14 protein-coding genes are annotated in these 19,912 nt (G+C 72.9%); 3 read left to right on the top strand and 11 right to left on the bottom strand.

Annotated elements, in window-relative coordinates; genetic code table 11:
- Positions 1 to 31: 31 nt before the first annotated feature.
- The gene (locus tag BXY45_RS17390) at positions 32 to 982 is read left to right on the top strand and encodes a LysR family transcriptional regulator (RefSeq protein ID WP_109775792.1); all 951 of its coding nucleotides are present in this window, start codon (positions 32 to 34) and stop codon (positions 980 to 982) included.
- Positions 983 to 1,085: 103 nt separating this feature from the next.
- Here BXY45_RS17390 and BXY45_RS17385 read toward each other — a convergent pair whose 3' ends face one another.
- The 11 genes from BXY45_RS17385 to BXY45_RS17335 all read right to left on the bottom strand — a co-directional run bounded on the left by BXY45_RS17385 (position 1,086) and on the right by BXY45_RS17335 (position 15,902).
- The gene (locus BXY45_RS17385; protein WP_211319705.1) at positions 1,086 to 2,123 is read right to left on the bottom strand and encodes an ABC transporter ATP-binding protein; all 1,038 of its coding nucleotides are present in this window, start codon (positions 2,121 to 2,123) and stop codon (positions 1,086 to 1,088) included.
- Positions 2,116 to 3,192: an ABC transporter ATP-binding protein gene (locus BXY45_RS17380; RefSeq protein ID WP_211319704.1), complete on the bottom strand. Its 1,077-nt coding sequence runs from the start codon at positions 3,190 to 3,192 to the stop codon at positions 2,116 to 2,118. Before BXY45_RS17380 ends, BXY45_RS17385 begins: the two co-directional genes overlap by 8 nt.
- The gene (locus BXY45_RS17375; RefSeq protein WP_109775790.1) at positions 3,189 to 4,271 is read right to left on the bottom strand and encodes an ABC transporter permease; all 1,083 of its coding nucleotides are present in this window, start codon (positions 4,269 to 4,271) and stop codon (positions 3,189 to 3,191) included. The genes BXY45_RS17380 and BXY45_RS17375 overlap by 4 nt, the downstream gene beginning before the upstream one ends.
- Entirely contained in the window at positions 4,271 to 5,137 is an 867-nt protein-coding gene (locus BXY45_RS17370) for an ABC transporter permease (RefSeq protein ID WP_109775789.1), read from the bottom strand. The genes BXY45_RS17375 and BXY45_RS17370 overlap by 1 nt, the downstream gene beginning before the upstream one ends.
- Positions 5,134 to 6,444, bottom strand: a complete 1,311-nt coding sequence (locus BXY45_RS17365; protein ID WP_109775788.1) for a metal-dependent hydrolase family protein — start codon at positions 6,442 to 6,444, stop codon at positions 5,134 to 5,136. Before BXY45_RS17365 ends, BXY45_RS17370 begins: the two co-directional genes overlap by 4 nt.
- A gap of 5 nt (positions 6,445 to 6,449) precedes the next feature.
- Entirely contained in the window at positions 6,450 to 8,096 is a 1,647-nt protein-coding gene (locus BXY45_RS17360; RefSeq protein WP_109775787.1) for an ABC transporter substrate-binding protein, read from the bottom strand.
- 113 nt (positions 8,097 to 8,209) lie between these two features.
- The gene (locus BXY45_RS17355) at positions 8,210 to 10,021 is read right to left on the bottom strand and encodes a hydantoinase B/oxoprolinase family protein (protein ID WP_170131576.1); all 1,812 of its coding nucleotides are present in this window, start codon (positions 10,019 to 10,021) and stop codon (positions 8,210 to 8,212) included.
- Complete coding sequence (locus BXY45_RS17350; RefSeq protein ID WP_170131575.1) at positions 10,014 to 12,092, bottom strand: hydantoinase/oxoprolinase family protein; 2,079 nt, start codon at positions 12,090 to 12,092, stop codon at positions 10,014 to 10,016. The genes BXY45_RS17355 and BXY45_RS17350 overlap by 8 nt, the downstream gene beginning before the upstream one ends.
- 178 nt (positions 12,093 to 12,270) lie before the next feature.
- Positions 12,271 to 12,897 (bottom strand): GntR family transcriptional regulator, encoded by a 627-nt coding sequence (locus BXY45_RS17345; RefSeq protein ID WP_211319703.1) that lies wholly within the window; start codon positions 12,895 to 12,897, stop codon positions 12,271 to 12,273.
- A gap of 98 nt (positions 12,898 to 12,995) precedes the next feature.
- Complete coding sequence (locus tag BXY45_RS17340) at positions 12,996 to 13,994, bottom strand: ornithine cyclodeaminase family protein (protein ID WP_109775784.1); 999 nt, start codon at positions 13,992 to 13,994, stop codon at positions 12,996 to 12,998.
- A gap of 321 nt (positions 13,995 to 14,315) precedes the next feature.
- Complete coding sequence (locus BXY45_RS17335) at positions 14,316 to 15,902, bottom strand: methyl-accepting chemotaxis protein (protein ID WP_109775783.1); 1,587 nt, start codon at positions 15,900 to 15,902, stop codon at positions 14,316 to 14,318.
- A 222-nt stretch (positions 15,903 to 16,124) separates the two neighbouring features.
- Between BXY45_RS17335 and BXY45_RS17330 the strand changes: the two genes are divergently transcribed.
- Together BXY45_RS17330 and BXY45_RS17325 are read left to right on the top strand one after the other, a co-directional pair.
- The gene (locus BXY45_RS17330; protein WP_211319702.1) at positions 16,125 to 18,191 is read left to right on the top strand and encodes a hydantoinase/oxoprolinase family protein; all 2,067 of its coding nucleotides are present in this window, start codon (positions 16,125 to 16,127) and stop codon (positions 18,189 to 18,191) included.
- A gap of 71 nt (positions 18,192 to 18,262) precedes the next feature.
- Positions 18,263 to 19,885, top strand: a complete 1,623-nt coding sequence (locus tag BXY45_RS17325) for a hydantoinase B/oxoprolinase family protein (protein WP_425468339.1) — start codon at positions 18,263 to 18,265, stop codon at positions 19,883 to 19,885.
- Positions 19,886 to 19,912 lie beyond the last annotated feature (27 nt).

Genomic DNA, 19,912 nt, shown 5'->3' with positions numbered 1-19,912 from the left:
CGACGACAGCGCCGACCAGCAAGGAGTGCCCGTGCTCGACGTCCGGCGGCTGCTGCTCCTGCGTGAGGTCGCCGTCCGCGGCACGCTCGCCGCTGCCGCTGAGGCGCTCAGCTACTCCCCCTCTCACGTCTCCCAGCAGCTGACGCTGCTCGCCAAGGAGGCGGGCGCGCCGTTGCTGCGCCGGTCGGGCCGTCGCGTGGTGCTGACCGCCGAAGCCGAGGAGCTGGTCGCTGCGGCCGGTGAGGTGCTCGACGTACTGGAACGGGCCAGCGCCCGCGTGGCTCTCGCCTCCCGCGAGCGCGCTGGCGGTCCGTCGGCGCCGCTGACCGGGCGGGTGCGGCTGGCGGTGTTCCAGTCGGCGGCGCTCGCCCTGGTGCCCGGGGCACTGCGGCAGCTCACCGTCGAGCACCCGGGGTTGCGCGTGGAGGTGGTGCAGGCCGAGCCGGGTGCTGCGCTGGAGTCTGCGGCGTTGCGCGCAGAGGCGTCACGAGCGCGCGACTTCGACGTCGTCGTCGCCGAGGAGTACCCGGCGCACTCCCGGCCGCACCTGCCGGGTCTGGTGCGCACCGAGCTGGTCCGCGACCCGCTGCGCCTCGCCCTGCCGCCGGAGCACCTCGCACCCGACGTCCACGACCTCGCCGACCTCGCCAGCGGCGCGTCGCCGCTGCCGTGGGTGGCCGAACCCGAGGGAACCGCGAGCCGGGACTTCACCGAGCAGACGTGCCGCGCCCGCGGCTTCGAGCCGGACGTGAGGTTCACCAGCGCCGACCTTCAGACGCACCTGCGCCTGGTGGAGACCGGCTGCGCCGTCGCCGTCCTGCCCGACCTCGTGCACGCCGGGCGCGAGACCTCCTGCCGTCTTGTGGACCTGCCGGGTCAGCCGCGCCGCACGGTGTTCGCCGCGCAGCGCGCCGCGGCGTCAGGGCAGCCGGCGCTCGCCGTCGTCGTCGCCGCCCTCAGGGCCCAGGTCACGACGCCCTGAGGGCGCCGTCACGCGGCCGATGTGGCGCTCAGGCGCTTGATCGTCACCGGGAGGGGAGGCTCCTCCTCTTCCTGGGGCCGATCAAGCGCGTCTGCGCCACATCTCAGGCGGTGGCGGCGCGCTCCAGGGGCTGGGCCACCAGCTCCCCGGGGAAGTGGCAGGCCACCTGGTGCCCGAGAGCCCCCTCGGCGGGCGCCAGCACCGGGGTGCTCGTGCGGCACACCTCGCGGTCGTGCCCGACCGGGCACCGCGACGCGAACGGGCACCCCGTCTCGGGACGACGGGCCAGCGGCTCCCCGCGCAGCACGATCCGCTCCCTCTCCCGGGTGCCCCGCGGCTGCGGCGCCGCCGACAGCAGCGCCGCGGAGTACGGGTGCAGCGGACGGGCGAAGAGCTCCTCCGACGTCGCCGTCTCCACCACGCGCCCCAGGTACAGCACCATGACGCGGTCGCAGAAGTGCTCGGCGGCGGCCAGGTCGTGGGTGATGAAGAGGTACGTCAGGCCCAGGTGCCGCTGCTCGCGGCGCAGCAGCGTGAGCACCTGCGCCTGCACCGACACGTCGAGAGCGGAGATCGGCTCGTCGAGCACGGTGATGTCGGGCCGCAGCACCAGCGCCCGCGCGATGGCCACGCGCTGGCGCTGACCGCCCGACAGCGCCGGTGGCAACCGGTGGGCGAAGTCGCCGCCCAGGCCGACGTCGTCGAGCATCTCCGCCACCAGCCGCGCCCGCTCTGCCGGCGGGGTGCCGTGCACGGCCAGCGGCTGCTCCACGAGCTGCTGCACGGTCATGCGCGGGTCGAGGGAGCCGAACGGGTCCTGGAAGACCATCTGGAAGCGGCGGCGCTCGCGCCGCAGCGCCGCCCCTCGCAGCGAAGCGAGGTCGACGCCGTCCAGCTCCACGCGGCCGTCGTCGACGGGGTCCAGGCGCACCAGGGCCCGCGCCAGCGTCGACTTGCCGCAGCCGGACTCCCCCACCACACCCACGGTCTCACCGCGGCGGACGTCGAAGGAGACGCCGTCGAGCACCGCGTAGCTGTGCGGACCGCCGTAGGAGCGGCGCAGGTCGCGCACCCGCAGCAGCGGCGCTCCCGCCTGCCCAGAAGTCTGCCCAGAAGTCTGCCCAGAAGTCTCGTCAGCCACGGGGCTCCCCCTCGGTGCTCTCATCGGAACGGCTCGAGGCGACGACCTCCAGCGCGCGGCGGCACTCGGCCACGTGCACCTCCCCCGTCGTCGTCCCGGGGCTGGGGACGACGACGCGGGGCGGCTGCCCGGCGCTGCACTCCGGCTGCGCCCACGTGCACCGCGGCGCGAAGCTGCACCCGGCCGGCAGCGCCGCCAGCGGCGGCGGTGCCCCGGGGATCCACGTGAGGTCGTCCGAGCGGGGCCGGCCCGGCACGGGCAGCGACCCGAGCAGCGCCCGCGTGTAGGGGTGGGCCGCGCCGTCGAACAACGCCGCCGACGGCACCTCCTCCACTACTCGGCCGGCGTACATGACCATGACGCGGTCGCAGAACTCCGAGACGAGCCCGATGTCGTGCGTCACGAGCACCACGGCCACGCCGAGCCGGTCGACGAGGGAGTCGAGGAGCTCGACCACCTGGGCCTGGGTGGTGACGTCGAGGGCGGTGGTGGGCTCGTCGGCGATGAGCACGGCCGGGTCGTTGGCGACGGCGATGGCGATGAGCGCGCGCTGGCGCATGCCGCCGGAGAACTCGTGCGGGTACTGCCGCAGGCGCCGCTCGGGCTCGGGCACGCCGACCGCGGTGAGCAGCTCCGCGCAGCGGGCGCGCACGGCGGCCCGCGACATCCGCGGGTTGTGGCGGCGCAGCGCCTCGGCGATCTGCGAGCCGATGGTCTTCACCGGGTCCAGGGACGTCAGCGGGTCTTGGAAGACCAGCGACAGCTGCGAGCCGCGCATGCGGTCGAGGGCCTTCTCGTCGCGGTAGTCGACGCGACCTCCGGCCACGCTGACCACACCACCGGTGACGGCCCCTCCGGAGGCGAGCAGACCCATGAGCGCCAGCGCGACGGTCGACTTGCCGCAGCCGGACTCCCCCACCACGCCGACCTTCTCGCCGGGGCGGACGACGAGGTCGACGCCGCGGACCACCTCGACGTCGCCGTAGGCGACGCGCAGGCCCTCGGCGGACAGGGCTGACCGGTCCGACCGAGCTGACCGGTCCGACGGAGCGCTCACCGACGTGCTCACTTGGAGCCTCCCCTCACGCGCAGCCGCGGGTCGAGCAGGGCGACGGCGATGTCGGCGACGGTGTTGGCCGCCACGTACAGCACCGCGGAGAGCAGCACGAACGCCTGGACCACGGCGAAGTCCTGCCGCTGGATGCCCTGCACGAGCACCTGCCCGATGCCGGGCCAGTTGAAGACCGACTCCACGAGGACGCTGCCGGTGATGAGGCTGGCGAGCACGAGCCCAGCGGAGGACACCGACGGCAGCAGCGCGTTGTGCAGCACGTGGCGGCGGTGCGCCGCCCACCGCGAGACGCCCTTGCTGCGGACCACCGTGACGAACGGGGACCGGGCGACGTCGTTCTGGTTGGCGGTGAGCAGCCGGGTGAGGAACGCGCCGGGGATGATCGCCAGGCTGATGGCGGGCAGGGCCAGGTGGGCCAGAGCGTCGGAGAAGACGATCGGCTGGCCGGCCAGCAGGCCGTCGACCGTGTACAGCCCGGTGACGTGCGCCGGCGGTTCGAGGAAGCTCGTGAGCCTGCCCGACGGCCCCGGCAGCACGCCGAGGCCGCTGCTGCCCAGCACGAGGATGAGCACGAGGGCCACCCAGAACTGCGGGGTGCCGAGCCCGACGAGGGACACGACCTTGGCCACCGTGGCGAACGCACCGCCGCGGAAGCTGGCGAGGGTGGCCACCACCACCGCGCCGACGACGGCGAACAGGAAGGCCCACAGCGCCAGCTCGAGGGTGGCGGGCAGCCGGGCGGCCATCACCGCGGTGACGTCGGCGCCGTTGCTGTAGGAGTAGCCCCACTGCAGGGTGGCGAAGTCGCGCACGTAGCGCAGGTACTGCAGCCACAAGGGGTCGTCCAGGCCGAGCTGGGCGCGGACCCCGGCGAGCACGTCGGGCGTGGCGAGCGGGCCGACGATGAGGCGGGCCGGGTCTCCGGGCACCGCGCGCAGCACCACGAAGGAGACCACCGAGGCGAGCAGCAGCGTCATGAGCACTCCGAGCAGGCCCGTGGCAGCGCGCTTCAGCGCCCCGCCCAAGGCCGGGGCCCGGCGGGGGCGGGCGCCCGCCGTCGTCGTCGTGATGGTCATCAGGCCTCCACGGGGGCGGGAGCGGTCGCCTCGCGGCGGGGGCGGGAGGTGCGGCGGCGGGCGAGGCGCGCGGCGCGGACGGCGGGGATGGAGTCGGCGAGGAGGTTGACCGCCACCACGGTGACGAGCAGCGCCAGGCCGGGGAACACCCCGATCCACCACTGGCCGGTGAGGGCGTTCTGCAACCCCTCGGTGATCATGGCGCCCCACTCGGGGGTGGGCGGCTGCGCGCCGACGCCGATGAAGCTCAGCCCCGACAGCACGAGGATGACGTTGCCGACGTTGGCGGCGGTCTGCACCGAGAACGTGGTGCCGAGGTAGGGCACCACGTGCCGGACCGCCAGGTGCGGGGTGGACAGGCCGATGGTCCGGGCGGCCTGCACGAACGGCTCGCTGGTGGCGCGGCGCGCCTCGGCGCGCAGCGTGCGCGCGAACACGGGCACGACGGTGACGACGACGCCCACCAGCGCCGTGAGCAGGCCGGTGCCGAACGCCATCGTCACGGCCAGCGCGAGGAGCAGCGCCGGGAACGCCATGACGGCGTCGAGGAGACGCACCAGGACGGCGTCGAGCCAGCGCGGCCCCAGGCCGCACACCAGGGCGATGACCAGCCCCAGGCCGCCGCCCACGGCCACCGCGCCGAGCCCCGAGGCCAGCGCGATGCTCGTGCCGACGGCCACCCGGGCGAAGACGTCGCGGCCCTGTGCGTCGGTGCCGAACCAGTGGCCCGGCCCGGGCGGCACGAGCGCGTTCGCGACGTCGACCGTGGTGGCGGTCCCCCGCAGGAAGATCCCCGCCACGGCGAGCAGCACCAGCACCGCCAGCAGGACGACGGCGGTCCCCGCCTGGACGCGCGTGCCCTTCACGCGAGCACCTCCGACCCTCTCGAGACGACGTCCCCCGCGGCGAGCACCAGGCGGGGACGGGTGGTCATGAGCAGCTCGGGGTGGGCGAGCAGGTCGCCGTCGAACACGGCGACGTCGGCGGCCTTGCCCACCTCGAGGGTGCCGACCTCGTCGGCGATGCCGCAGATCTCGGCGTTGACGCGGGTGGCGCGCTGCAGCGCCACCGACGCCCCGGACAGGCGCGCGTGCAGCGCCACCTCCCAGCCGCGGCGGTGCTGGCGCTCGCCGATGAGGTCCGAGCCGCAGCCGACCCGCACGCCGGCGCTCTCCAGGAGGGCGATGGCGCGGGCGGCGGACTCGCGCAGACGGGCGGCGTCGCCGGGGTCGACGGGTCCCGCGCCGAGGCTGGCCGGGTCCACCCGGAGCACCTCCGAGACGGTCAGGGTGGCGACGGCGGCGACGTCGTGAGCGGCCATGAGCTCCACGGTCGCCTCGTCGACGAGGGTGGCGTGCTCGATGCAGCGCACCCCGGCGCGCACCGCGCGAGCCAGCCCGCGGGGCGTGTGCGCGTGGGCCGTGACGTAGGAGCCGCGGTCCTCGGCGACCTCGACGACGGCGCGCAGCTCCGCCTGCGACAGCTGCGGCGCCTCGAGAGGGTCGCCGTGGGAGAGCAGCCCACCCGTGGCGAACACCTTGAGCTGGGTGGCGCCGCGGTGGAACTGCTCCCGGGCGGCGCGGGTGGCGGCGTCGGGGCCGTCGACCAGGAGCATCGGCAGCGTCAGGCCGTCGGCTCCGGTGGGCGGGTTCTGCCCGTGGGCGTGGCCGCAGCCGCCCGAGCCCGCCGTGGCGCTGGAGACCGCGGGCACGTGGCCGCGGAAGTCCCCGTGGCCACCGGTCTGGCTGATGATCTGGCCGCTGGGCAGCAGCCGCGGGCCGGGCACCAGGCCGCGGCGCACGGCCTCCACGAGCCCGCCGTCCACGCCGCCGAGGTCGCGCAGGGTGGTGAAGCCCTGCGCGAGGGAGTCGGCCAGGATCGCGAAGACCAGCGCGGCCTGCACGGGAGCCGGCAGCGCCGCCTGCCCGTGCAGCCGCAGGATGCCCACGTGGGCGTGGGCGTCGACGAGCCCGGGGATGACGGTGGCGCCGGTGACGTCCTCGACCGCCACCCCCGGCCCGCGGCGGTCCGCGGGCCGGGAGGTCGGGTCGAGGGGCACCACCTGGGCGACCCGTCCCGCACTGACCCGCAGGTCGGCGCGGAACGGCTCGCGGCCGGTGGCGTCGAAGACGGTGCCTCCGGTGAGCCACACGTCCTCGGCGGGAGTGCTCATGAGGGTCAGGCGGCCTTCCAGGTCCGCATGTCGGTGATGGGGTTCCACAGGTAGGTGGTGCCCTTCTTCACGGCGACCGCGGTGGCGTCCAGGTAGAGGATCGCCTTGGGGCTGGCCGCCACCCAGTTGGCCTGCAGCTGGTTCAGCGCCTGCGTGCGGGCGGCCTCGTCGGAGCTGGTGCGGACGGTGTCAAGCAGCGCCGCGTTGCCCGGAACGCAGATGACGCCGGTGTTGTAGGAGATTCCGCAGCGCTCGTCGTAGGACAGGTAGTACCCGGCGTTGAAGACGGCGGGCCCGTCCAGGCGCAGCGCGGCCTGGGTCTTCTGGCCGTAGACCGCCTCGCCCCACGCGCTCTCCGAGAGCGGGTTGACCTTGACGGTGATGCCGATCTGCTGCAGCGAGCTCTGCAGGATCGTGGCGATGGACGCCTGGTTGGCGTCACCGGAGATGGTGTCGAGGGTGACCTCCACCGGGCCGCTCACGCCGGCCTCGCTCATGAGCTGCTTGGCCTTGGCGAGGTCGTAGGTGCGCGGGCCGGCCACCGAGGCGTCGTAGCCGGGCATGCTCGGCGGGATCGGGCCGTAGTACAGCTGGCCGTAGCCCTTGAGGACGTTGTCGAGGATGTCCTGGTAGGGGATGGCGTAGGTGACGGCCTCGCGGACCTTGGCGTTGTCCCAGGGCGCCTTGTCGTTGGGCATGAGCATCTGCATGTTGGCCGTCGCCGTGCTGGCGATGACCTGCGTGGCGTCACCGCCCTCGAGCGACTTCGCGGAGTTCTTGCTCAGGCCCGTGGCGACGTCCAGCTCGCCGTTCTGCACCTGCAGGAGCATCGCCGAGTCGGTCTTGACCCAGCTGACGTTGATCTCGTCCGAGGCCGGCGGCTGGCCCTTGAAGTTCGGGTCCTTCTCCAGCACGGCCTTGGTGCCGGGCTCGAAGGACTTCAGGCGGAACGGGCCGGAGCCCGCCTCGTGGGAGGCCATCCACTCGTTGGGCTTGCCGGCGGTGATGCCACCGTTGGCCTCGACCACCGAAGGGTCGACGATCGAGCCGGCCGGCGTGGCCAGGGCGAGCGGGAAGTCGGGGTCGGGTGTGGACAGCTGCACCGTGACCGTGGTCGGGTCGACCGCCGTGACCTGCTTGATGAGGGTCGGCGAGAGGTAGAGGTCGTTGACGATCGCCGAGCCGCAGCCGCCGATCGCGGTGGTGCGGTCCAGGGAGTACTTGACCGCCTCGGCGTCCATCGGCGTGCCGCTGGGGAAGGTCCAGCCCTCCTGCAGCGTGAAGGTGTAGGTGAGGCCGTCGGGGCTGACCTCGTAGCTCTTGGCGAAGTAGGGGTCCGCCGTGGTCGGGTCGACCGAGGGGACGCCGTTCTTGTCGGTGGTCTGCCCCGGCTGCAGCAGCTGCACGTACAGCGCCATGGTGAGACGGGCGTCATCGAGGGTGCAGCCCGAGGCCGGGTCGATGGTGGTGGGGGCCACGGAGAACGCAACGTTCAGCGGCTTGGTGCCACCGGACGTGCCCGAGCCGGAGCTGGAGCCGTCGGCGGGCGCCTGGGCGGTGCAGCCGGCGAGCACCGCGACGGCGGCGACCGCTGCAGCTACGAGAGCCCTAGGACGGGCGCGGAGCCTGCGGCGGGTGGTGGACGAAACCATGGGTCCTCCGGTCTGGGCGTGCGTGAAGAACTGGCTGGGTCTGGCTGGGGGGGCGCGGTGGAGACCGCACCGGTCCGGCGGCTCGGGGGGGCTGCGCCGGACCGGTGCGGGGTTCAGATGCCGGTGCTGCGCTCTCGGGCGCTGGCGCTGTGCACTCGGGCGCTGGCGCGCAGCTCGGCGGTGGCCTCGGCGTCGACGTCCCAGGTGCCGGGCAGGGTCCCGGGAACGAGGGCGACGCGGTAGAGGTCGCGGGCCTGCTCGAGCGTGACCCGCTCGTCGCGGACGTCGCAGGCGACGCGCTGGGGGTCGCGGGCGGCGGGGGCGCCGAAGCCACCGCCACCGCCCGTGCGCTGGCGGACGACGGTGCCGACGGCGACGGGCCGGTCGACGATGCGCTCGCTGACGCGCTCGAGGGTGCCGTCGGGGTGGACGAGCTCCACGTGCGTGGGGGCCCCGGTGAGGCCGCCGCGAACGCCGAGGGCGATCGGGTCGACCGTGCTCTCCGAGGCCGTCTTGGTCATCGAGCCGGTCTGCAGCACGCGCAGGTCGCGCCGGACGCCGGCGCCGCCGCGGAACTCCCCCGCGCCGGAGTGGGCGGTCTCCAGGGCGAAGGCGTCGCAGCGCACGGGGAAGCGCAGCTCGAGCACCTCGACAGGGGTGTTGGAGCAGTCACCGTCGGTCACGAACATCATGCAGGCGCCGTCGTGGCCGGGGAACGCGCCGTGGCCGCCCTGCACGGGCTCGGCGAAGACGTAGGCGTCCTCGGCGTCGCCGCGGGTGGACATCACGTACGTGGAGACCATCTGGTAGCCGCCGGCGCGCACGCGGTCGGGGGCGACCTCGGCGAACGACTGCTGCATGGTCTCGATGACGCCGGTCATGAGGTAGCCGTAGGAGTCGCACGGGGCCGGCTTGACGGGGTTGACCAGCGACGGGGTGCTCGGCCAGATGATGTCGGCCAGCTCCAGGTGGGCCTGGTTGGCGGTGCCCAGCGGGTCGAGCACGCCCTTGAGCGCCTCGGCGACGGTGGCGCGCACGGCCTGCTCGCCGGCGTTGATGGGCCCGGAGGACTGCTTCGAGGTGCCCTCGAAGGAGACCTCGACGCGGTCGCCGCTGATGGTGGTGCGGATGCGTACCAGCGGCACCTCCTCGCGGTCAACGCCGCTGAAGTCGAACCGGAAGCCGGTCTCCAGCACGCCGTCGGGCATGGCGGCGACCTCGCGGCGCAGCGCCCGCTCGGTGCTGGCGATGACGTGCGCCATGAGCGCCTCGACCTCGTCGGCGCCGTACCTGTCGCACAGCTGCTGCACGCGCTCGGCACCCGTGCGGGCGGTGGCGATCTGCGCCCACAGGTCACCCATCACCGTGTGGGGCACGCGCATGTTCTCGGCGATGAGGTCGAAGACGTCCTCGTTCACCTCGCCGCGGCGCAGCAGCCGCTGGTGGGTGAAGGCGATGCCCTCCTGGTAGATCTCGGTGGAGTTGACCGTCCACCCGCCGGGGCTCATGCCACCGACGTCGGCCCAGTGCGCCATGGACCCGGTGAAGGCCACCAGCCGCCCGCCGTGGAAGACGGGCATGTACACGGCTGTGTCGGAGATGTGGGTGCCGTTGAGGTAGGGGCTGTTGACGACGAAGACGTCGCCGTCGTGGATGCCGTCGGGGCCCCACTTCGCCAGCCCGGACTTCACGCTGGCAGGCAGGACGCCGGTGAAGACGGGAAGGCCCGGGGCGTCGGCCCACAGGTCGCCGTCGGCGGACATGACGCCCACCCCGAAGTCCTTCACGTCGAAGATCAGCGGGTTGTAGGCGCTGCGCACCAGGGTGGTGTTCATCTCCACCGCGGCCGACTGCAGCGCATTGCGCGTGATCTCGGCCTTGACGATGTCGACGGACTCTCGGCTGTGCTGGTTCACCTCAGGCACCCGCCTTCTCGTCGTCGTCCTGCTTGTGGGTGAGCACCGCGGTGCCGTGCTCGTCGAGGGCAGCGGTCCACCCCGGCGGCACGATGACGGTGGTGGTCCACTCGTCGAGCACGCACGGGCCGGCCAGCACGTCGTCGGCGCTCATCTGCTCGCGTTCGTACACCGGCACCTGCTCCACCCAGCCGGTGGCGGGGAACCAGATCCGGCGGTGGGCCACCGGCTGCGCGGGGGTGTCCGCGAAGACGCCGACAGTGCGGGGGCTCGTTACCGGGGCGATCGCGCGGCAGCGCAGGGTGACCACCTGGACGGCGGCGCCGTCCTCACCGTGCCCGTACCGCTGCCGGTGGCGGGCCGCGAAGGCGCCGGGCAGGTGGGCCACGAGATCGGCCGCGCCACCGTCGAGCCAGGACGGCTCCACGGGCGTGGTGATGGTGTGGTCCTGCCCGCGGAAGCGCACGTCGGCCGAGAACGCCGTCTGCAGGGCGTCCGGCGCGAAGCCGTAGGCGACCAGCGAGGCCCGCGCCTGCTCGGCGAGACCGGCGAAGGCGTCGCGCAGGTCGGGCGCCGAGGTGGCGTCGACGTCATAGACGCGGGTGAGGGTGGCGTCCTCGCGATAGTCGGCGGTGAGCATGCCCCACGCTGAGAAGCCCGCGGCGGCCTGCGGCACGAGCACCGAGGTGATGCCCAGCTCCTCCGCGACTCCGGCGGCGAACAGGCCTCCCCCGCCGCCGAAGGACAGCATCGCGAAGCCGCGGGGGTCCAGGCCCCGCTGCGTGGTCATGATGCGGATGGCGTTGGCCATGTTGGCCTGCGCGATCGCCATGACGCCCCCCGCCAGGTGCGTGAGGTCGCGGTGCTCTCCGAGGTGCTTGCTCAGCGCCGTCTCCGCGCGCTCGCGGTCGAGCTTCATGCGGCCACCGAGGAACCGGTCGGGGTCCAGCAGGCCGAGCACCACCTGGGCGTCGGTCACGGTGGGCAGCTCCCCGCCCAGCCCGAAGGCCGCGGGGCCGGGCGAGGCGCCGACGCTCTCCGGGCCCACCCGCAGGCTGCCGGAGGTGGGGTCGATGGAGGCGATCGAGCCGCCGCCGGCGCCCACGGACACGATGTCGATGACCGAGCCCATGACCGGGCGGCCCGCGATGTCGGTGTGGGACCGCTCGACGATCTCGCCGTCCTGGATAAGGGCGACGTCGTAGGTGGTGCCGCCGACGTCGGCGCACACGATGTTGCGGATGCCCGTGCGCTGGGACAGCGCGTGGGCGCCGATGACGCCGCCGGCCGGGCCGGACCCGAGGGTCTCCACCGGACGGCCGCCGGCAGCGGCGATGGTCATGACGCCGCCGTTGGACCGCATGAACGCGATGCCGTGCTCGTAGCCGAGCTCGGACACGCGGGCGTCGATGGTGGCGGCGTAGCGACTGAAGAGCGGCTGCGTGTAGGCGTTGGCCACGGTGGTCGCGGTGCGCTCGTACTCGCGCCACTCGCGCACCAGCTCGCTGGAGGCGCTCACCGAGACGCCCGGGAGCATGGTGCGGACCAGCTCGGCGACGGCGGCCTCGTGGGCGGGGTTGGCGTAGGAGTGCAGGAAGCAGATGGCCACGGCCTCGACGCCGTGGGCGGCGAGGAACTCGACCTCGGTGCGGACCGCGTCCAGGTCGAGCGGAATCAGGACCGAGCCGTCCGGGGCGGTGCGCTCGGTGACTTCGCGGCGCAGGTAGCGCGGCACGAGAGGCTCGGCGGGCTGGTAGCGCAGGTCGTAGATGGCGGGGCGACCGGCGCGGCCCAGCTCGAGCACGTCGCGGAAGCCGGCGGTGGTGAGCAGGGCGGTCTTGGCGCCACGTTCCTGCACCAGGGTGTTAAGGGCGACCGTGGTGCCGTGGATGAACATCGACAGCTCGCTCGGTGCGACGGGGAGGCGCTGCAGGCCGCGGACGAACTCGTCAGCGAGGGCGCTGGCGGTGGCGGGCTGCTTGTCGATGACGACGGAACCGTCGCGCTCGTCCAGAAGGATGTAGTCGATGAAGGTGCCGCCGACGTCGACGGCGAGCCTGTGGTGAGCGGGAGCACTCATGGCACTCCCTCCTTCCGTGGTTCGCGGTAGTGGGTAAAGCATTACGTACGACTAGAGGTGTGAACAGGGGGTGGCGGGAAGTCGTCCTGGATTCCTGCGCGCTCGACGGGGCGCACGACAGGGCGCACGACAGGCCGCGGGACGGCGCACCCGGCACCTCCCGACCTGCCCCTGGGCATCACTGCGGCGGGTCGCCGCTCCAGTCGTCCATGACGTGATGGAGGTGCTCGGTCATGCGCTGCGACGCCGCCACGGGATCCGCGCGGCGCAGCGCCTCGAGGATGCCGGGATGCTCCTCGGCGGAGCGCAGGATGGTGGCATGGTCGGCGAAGAGCCGGGTCCTGTCGCGCATGAGGGCAACGACGTCGACGAGCGCCTCGTTGCCGAGCAGCCGCAGCAGTCCCAGGTGGAAGCGCCGGTCGGCGTCGAGGAAGGCGAGCAGGTCGTTGGCCTCGGCGGCCTGGATGATCTCATCGGAGATGCGGGTGAACTCGGCGTCGGCGCGCCAGTACTCCTGGCGCCCGGCGAGCTGCGCCATGGCGGGCACCTCGAGCATCATCCGGACCTGGAGGATGTCCTCGCGCTCTCGCCGGCTCAGCTGGACCACGCAGAAGCCGCGGTTGCGAACCGCCTCCACGAGACCCTGGTTCTGCAGCTCGAGCATCGCCTCGCGCACCGGGGAGTTCGACACCCCGAGCTCTGCGGCCAGCGCGGTCACCGAGTAGATGCGGCCGGGCACCAGGGCCCCGGTGACCAGCCGCTGACGCAGCACGCGCAGCGTCTGGTCGCGCAACGAGGGCCTCACCAGCTGTAGCCCCCCTCCGGCAGGCCCGCTGGTCACCGCAGGGCGCGCCTCAGCCGGTGGCGAGGCGGGAACCGCCGCTTCGTGCGGTTCCAGAACCGTCACCGGGCCACCAGGCGGGCCTCGCCAGGCACCGGCAAGCTCGTGGCAGCCCGGCGGTGCACCGCCTCGGCCACCACAAGGTCCTGCCAGGCCATGCCGGTGCCCTTGAAAACGACGGCACCCTCGGGCACAGGACAGCGACCGGTCAGCAGGTCGGACATGGTGACGAGGTCGTCCTCGACCAGCGCACCGGCCTCGATCGCCATCACGACGTCCCCAGCCTCCCTCAGTGCGGTGGTCCGGTCTTCCACGACCACGGTCGCGCGGCGCAGGAGGGCGTCGTCGAGCTCGCGGCGGTCGCGCTCGTGCGACCCTACGGCCGCCACCACGACGTCGTCACGCAGAAGGGCGGAGTCGAACAGCGGTGCGGCCGCGGAGGTTGCACAGAAGACCGCGTCGGCGCGGGCCAGGGCAGACACCGCCGGCGCCGTCCCCAAGCCCAGCACGCTGCCGAGCACCCCCGGCGGGAGCACGTCGGAGGGCGCCAGCGCCTCGGGGCGGCGGACGAGGACGTCCACTCGGGCCAGACCGCGCTCCCCCGGCTGCCCGAGCACGTCGGCAAGCACCTCGGCGTGGGCCCGGCCCTGAACACCGCCGCCGACGACGACCGCGGACAGCGGGCCCGCTGCGGCGCCGCCGCGGCGCAGCGCGGGCAGCACGGCGGCCACCGACGTCGCAGCGGTCCGCAGGCCGGTGAGGGCAGGACCGTCGACAGTGGCCAAGGGCGCCAGCGTGTCGGCATCGAAGAGCACATAGAGGCCTTGGATGCGCGCCAGGCCGCGGGCGGCGTTGCCGGGGGCGACGACCGCCAGCTTCACGCCAGCGCAGCGTCCGGAGCTGGCGGGCATGGTGAGCAGCTCGCCCGAGCCCAGGGGGCTGCTGGTGCGGGGCGGGTCGGCGGCCGGGTCGAGGCCGGCACGCAGCGCGTCACCGAGCAGGGTCACCGCATCGGCGGGCGAGACGGCGGCGCGCACCTGGTCGGCGTCGTGGTGGAGCACAGCTGCACCGTCCTTCCGGGACTGGTCTGGTCGAGCGAGCGGCGGTCAGGATGACAATGAGCCACGCACGACGACGTCCGCGGGATCCACCACCGTGCCCGACGCAACGCTCGGTCGGCCGGAGCGTCTCACCGGTCCACCGCCCTGACGGCGGGCGCTCCCGCCGCAACTCCCCGGTCGTGGGTAGTACGTAGAGTATTACCGCAGCGACAAGGTTCGCGTAAGGCCCCGCGACCACCCTGCACCACGAAGCGCGCCGAGGGCCCGGGAGTGGTGGACTCCCGGGCCCCCGGACGGCGCCGCGCTGACCGTGGCGTCAGCTCAGACAGTGAAGCGCCCCGTCAGCTCCTGCAGCCGGTTCGCCGAGCTCGCCAGCGAGCTCGCCGTGGCGGCGGTGTGCCCAGCGGACTCGCGGTTCTGCTCGGTGCCGGCGGCGATGTCGGCGACGTTCGCGGAGATCTGCGACGACCCGGTGGAGACCTCGGTGACGTTCCTGACCATCTCGGACGTGGTGGCCGACTGCTCCTCCACCGCCGCGGCGATGGTGGCCTGCACCTCGTCGATGCGTGAGATGACCTCACCGATTTGCGTCACCGCGGAGGCCGCTGCGGCGGCATCGCCCTGGGTGGCCGAGACCTTCTTGATGATCTCGTCGGTGGCCTGGGCGGTCTGACGCGCCAGCTCCTTCACCTCACCGGCGACCACCGCGAAGCCCTTACCCAGCTCGCCCGCGCGGGCAGCTTCGATGGTGGCGTTCAGCGCCAGCAGGTTGGTCTGCTCGGCGATGCTCGTGATGAGCTTGACGACGTCGCCGATCTCCCGGCTCGACACCCCCAGCCGCTCGATCGCCCCGCCCGCAGCCCCCGCGGCAGCCACCGCGGACGACGCCATCTGCGACGCCTCGCTCGTGGCAGAGGCGATCTGGCCGATGGCGGCGGTCATCTCCTCGCCCGCTGCGGCGACCGTCGAGATCGACGCACTGACCTCCTCGGACGCTGCCGAGACGACCATCGTCTGGGCAGCGGACTCCTCAGCACCGGAGGCCATCTGCGCCGAGACGCTCGACAGCGAGGCCGAGTCCGACGCCAGCGACGCGGCTTCGGCGCGGATGTCACGCAGCGCGGAGGACATCGACTCGAGGGAGGCGTCGGTGGAGGCGGAGAGGCGCCCGACCTCGTCCCGGCGGTCCAGGCCGACGCGCTGGTCGAGGCGTCCCTGGGCCACCCCGGCCATGACGTCGACGACCCGCGACAGCGGACGCGTCACCGACCTGGCGACGACGACGGCGACGGCGACGGCGAGCAGCATCGCGACCGCGGCACAGCCGAAGAGCACAGCGAGCGCCTGGCGGTAGGCGGCCTCGTTCTCGGCCGCGTTAGCGATGGAGGCGTTCTTCTCGATTGTGGCGAGTTCCTTCACCGCCGCGGTCGCAGCCTTGGCCGCGGGAACGACGACCTTCGCGCGCACCGTGTTGAAGCCCTCGTCGTCGTGCGACACCGCATACGGCATGAGCTCCTTGACCGACTCGCGGTAGGTGGTCATCGCGTCCGTGAACGCCTTCTGCTGGGCGGGCGTCGTCGCGTTGGTGCTGTCCTTGTAGTGACTCCAGGCGGCGTCCAGACCATCCCAGCTCGTGTCGAGCGACGTGAGCGCCGCGTCGGTCGAGGCGGCGTCGGGGGCCAGTGCCACATTGAGGATGCTCACGCGGACACCCTGGAACGCCACGTCGGTCTGGGAGGCGGCATCGACGGCCACCATGTCGTGGTTCGAGACCTCCTCCAGCGCGGCCTGGGTGGCCTGAAGCCTCACGGCGCCAACAGCGGTGACGACCAGCAGCAGGGAGCACACCACCCCGAAGGCGAGGTAGAGCTTCGTGGCGATGCTCAGGTCTGCAAGGCGTCGGAGCATGTGACTCTCCTGAGGTTGGCCGGTGGTCTCCTCTGCGGGTATCGGCCGGGACACCCCGTCCTTGATACGGGAGTCCCCCCTTGAGGGACAGTCGTGGATGACACCTGCCCTCTGTGCGCGTCGCCCAGCTCACGACACCGAGCAGGGACCCGCAGCACACCGGTCGTTCCCGCTACGCGCCTACCGTCCGGGCCTCGGAACGACGACGACGAGGAGCAGCGCATGCCCGACCAGTCACACCCTGGGCGCGCCCGGGTCAGCATGGACATCGGAGGGACGTTCACCGACGTCGTCCACTTCCACGAGACGACCGGGGTGGTGACGGCGACCAAGGCGTCGACCACCCCATCCGACCTGTCCGACGGGGTCCTGGCCGGGCTCGGCGAGGTGGTCTCCTCCCCCGCGGACATCTCCTTCCTCGTCCACGGCACCACCCAGGGGCTCAATGCCTTCCTGGAGCGACGCGGGGTGAAGGTGCTGCTCATCGCCTCGGCGGGGGTCGAGGACAGCTACCACATCGCCCGTGGCACGCGGCGCCGCCTGTACGACCTGCACTATCGCAAGCCCACTCCGCTGGTACCCCGCCGCGACGTCGTCGGCGTTGGCGGCCGGATCACCGCTGGCGGCACCGTGCTCGCCCCACTCGACGAGGCCGCCGTCCGGGCCGCCGCGAAGCGCGTGCGGGACGAGGGCCACGGCGCCGTCGCGGTCGCCCTGCTGTTCTCCTACGCCAACCCCGACCACGAGCTGCGGGCGCGAGAGGTGCTGCGCGAGGAGCTCGGCCCGGACGTCTCGATATCCCTGTCCCACGAGGCAGCGAAGGAGTGGCGGGAGTACGAGCGCACGTCCTCAGCCGTGGTGGAGGCCTACACCGGCCCGGTCGTCCGCCGGTACCTGCAAAGGCTCGAACGCCGTCTGGACGACGACGGCCTGGCGGTACCCCTGCACGTCATGCAGTCCTCCGGGGGCATCGTGACCGCGGCCTCTGCGCAGGAGCGCCCGCTGCAGACGCTCCTGTCCGGCCCTGTCGGGGGTGCTATCGCGTGCGCCGAACTGTCGGCGCGGAGCGGTCGGCCGAACCTCATCGGCGTCGACATGGGTGGCACCTCGTTCGACGTGTCGCTCGTGGTCGACGGCGAGCCAGACGTCACCGCGGAGGCCGAGCTCGAGGGCCTCCCGATGCTCATGAGCATCGTCAACATCCACACGGTCGGCGCTGGCGGCGGTTCAGTGGCGTGGAGCGAGGCCGGCGGGCTGCGCGTCGGCCCTCGCTCGGCAGGAGCCCGCCCCGGGCCCGTCTGCTACGGGCGCGGAGGCACCGAGCCGACCGTCACCGACGCCAACCTCGTGCTGGGCCGCATCGACCCGGACGGCTTCGCGGGTGGCCAGATGACTCTCGACGCCGCTGCCGCCGAACGCGCCGTCGCCGCCCTGGGCGAGCAGTTCGGGCTGGGCGCCGAGGCCATGGCCGAGGGCGTCTGCGACGTCGCGAACGCCACCATGGCGCAGGCCATCCGCACCATCACGGTGGCCCGCGGCATCGACCCGCGCACGTCGTCGCTCGTCGCCTTCGGCGGCGCTGGCCCGATGCACGCGGTCTTCCTCGCCGACGAGCTCGGCATCCCCGAGGTGCTGGTGCCGCGCCTTCCGGGCGCCTTCTCGGCCTGGGGCATGCTGCACACCCGGATCCGTCGCGACTACACCGAGCCCCACTACCGCCTCGATGTCGACGTCGACGGCGAGCAGGTGCGCGCCGTGCTCGCCGGGCTGGAGATGCAGGGTCTGGCCGACCTGGCTGCCGAGGGCGTGCCCGAGGGGGCCCGCAGCGTCACCCACGCTGTCGACGTCCGCTATGCCGCCCAGGAGTTCACCCTGACCGTGCCGTTGACCGGCACCGACGAGCCGCTGGAGGAGGGCTTCACCACCCACCTCGCCCAGCGATTCACCGCTGCGCACCGGGTCCGCTACGGGCATGCGAATCCAGGTGCTCCGATCGAGCTGGTCACGCTGCGCACCACGGCCACGGGAGACCTCGGCACCCCACCCCGGCTGCCACACCCCAGGGCCACCTCAGCGGAGTTCGCCAGCAGCAGCCGCCGCGTGGTCTTCGCCGGCGCACCACACGACGCCTTGCTCGTGCACCGCGACGACCTGCTCGCCGGGCACACCTTCTCCGGCCCGGCCGTCGTGCTGGAGGGGACCGCTACCACCGTGGTGCCGCCGGCCCACACCGTCACCGTCGACGAGGACGGCACCCTCGTCATTCGCCAGCAGGAGGCCAGCGCGTGAGCACCAGCAGCACGGTGGACCCGGTCACCGTCGAGATCATCCGCAACGCGCTCAACGCCGCCGCGGACGACATGAACGCCACGCTGATCCGCTCGGCCTACACGCCGATCATCTACGAGGGCGGCGACTGCGTGGTCGCGCTGCTCGACGCCGAGCACCAGGTGCTCGGGCAGTCGGCGGGCCTGCCGATCTTCCTGGGCAACCTGGAGACCTGCACCCGCGCCACGGAGGAGCGGTTCGGGCGAGCGGTCTGGCACCCGGGCGACGTGTGGATCCTCAACGACTCCTACCTCGGCGGGACCCACCTCAACGACATCACCATCTTCGGCCCCGTCTTCGTCGAAGCCGGCACGGACGCCGAGCAGCTGGTGGGCTTCACGGCGAGCCGCGCCCACTGGATCGACGTCGGGTCGAAGGACCCCGGCGGGTCGATGGACTCCACGTCCATCTTCCAGGAGGGGCTGCGGCTCGGTCCGCAGCGCCTCGTAGTCGGCGGGGTCGAGCAAGAGGGTCTCGTCGACATCATCGCCACGAACGTCCGCTTCCCCTACCCGACGCTGGGCGACATGAGGGCCATGGTCGCCTGCATCACCATGGGCGAGAAGCGCCTCCAGGAGGTGGTCGAGCGGTTCGGGCTCGACGTACTGCTGGCAGCCCGCGACGAGATCTTCCGCCAGACCGAAGCCCTGGAGCGGGCCGTCATCGCCGCCATTCCGGACGGCGTCTACAGCGCCGAGGGCGTCCTCGACAACGACGGCGTCACCCTCGACGCGCCGGTGCCCATCCGGCTCGACGTGACCGTGCGCGGGGAGACCATCGACTTCGACGTGACCCGGTCCGCCGACCAGCAGACCGGTCCTGTCAACTGCGGCGTCGCGCAGGCGGTGTCGGCGCTGCGGGTGGGCTACAAGCTGCTCGTCTCGCCGGACCTGCCCGGCAACGGTGGCAGCTTCCGCACGATGACCGCGCAGGTGCGCGAGGGGTCGGTCCTCGGCGCGGTCGCGCCCGCGGCCTGCCAGTGGTACTTCTCCCACCTCGGCCTGCTCATCGACCTCGTGGCGAAGGCCCTCGCCCCGGCGGTGCCGGACCGGGTGGCCGGAGCTTCCTTCGGCGACTCCATGATCGTGCTGACCGCGGGCAACGACCCCCGCACCGGGCGCGACTACGTGACGCTCGAGGCGACCGTCGGCGGTTGGGGTGCCTGGGAAGGCAGCGACGGCGAGACCGCGCTGATCAACAACGTCAACGGGTCCCTCAAGGACCTGCCCGTCGAGGTGCTGGAGACCCGCTACCCGATGCGGATCAGTGAATACCGGGTGCGCCCCGACTCCGGCGGCGCCGGCCGGTTCCGCGGCGGCGACGGTGTGGTCCGCGAGTACGAGATGCTCACCGACTGCACCGTCTCCCTGTGGTTCGAACGGTCACAGCAGCCTGCGTGGGGGCTGTTCGGCGGCCAGGACGCCGTCGGGCCCGACGTCGTCGTCAATCCCGGCCGACCCGACGAGCGGCGCGTCCTCAAGGTGAACGGGATGCGCCTGAGCGCCGGTGACGTGCTGCGCTGCAGCACCGGTGGCGGGGGCGGCTACGGTCCGGCCGCCGAGCGCGACCCGGCACGCGTGCGCGAGAACGTGCTCGACGGCCACCTCACCCCCGCCGGGGCACGCGACCAGTTCGGCCTCGACACCACCGCCTGACAGCCGGACCGAGCCGACCAGACTCAC

It is taken from the genome of Quadrisphaera granulorum (genome assembly GCF_003149145.1).
Taxonomy (GTDB): Bacteria; Actinomycetota; Actinomycetes; order Actinomycetales; family Quadrisphaeraceae; genus Quadrisphaera; species Quadrisphaera granulorum.
Note: the sequence above shows the minus strand (reverse complement) of the source record. Positions and strands in the feature narration are given on the sequence as shown.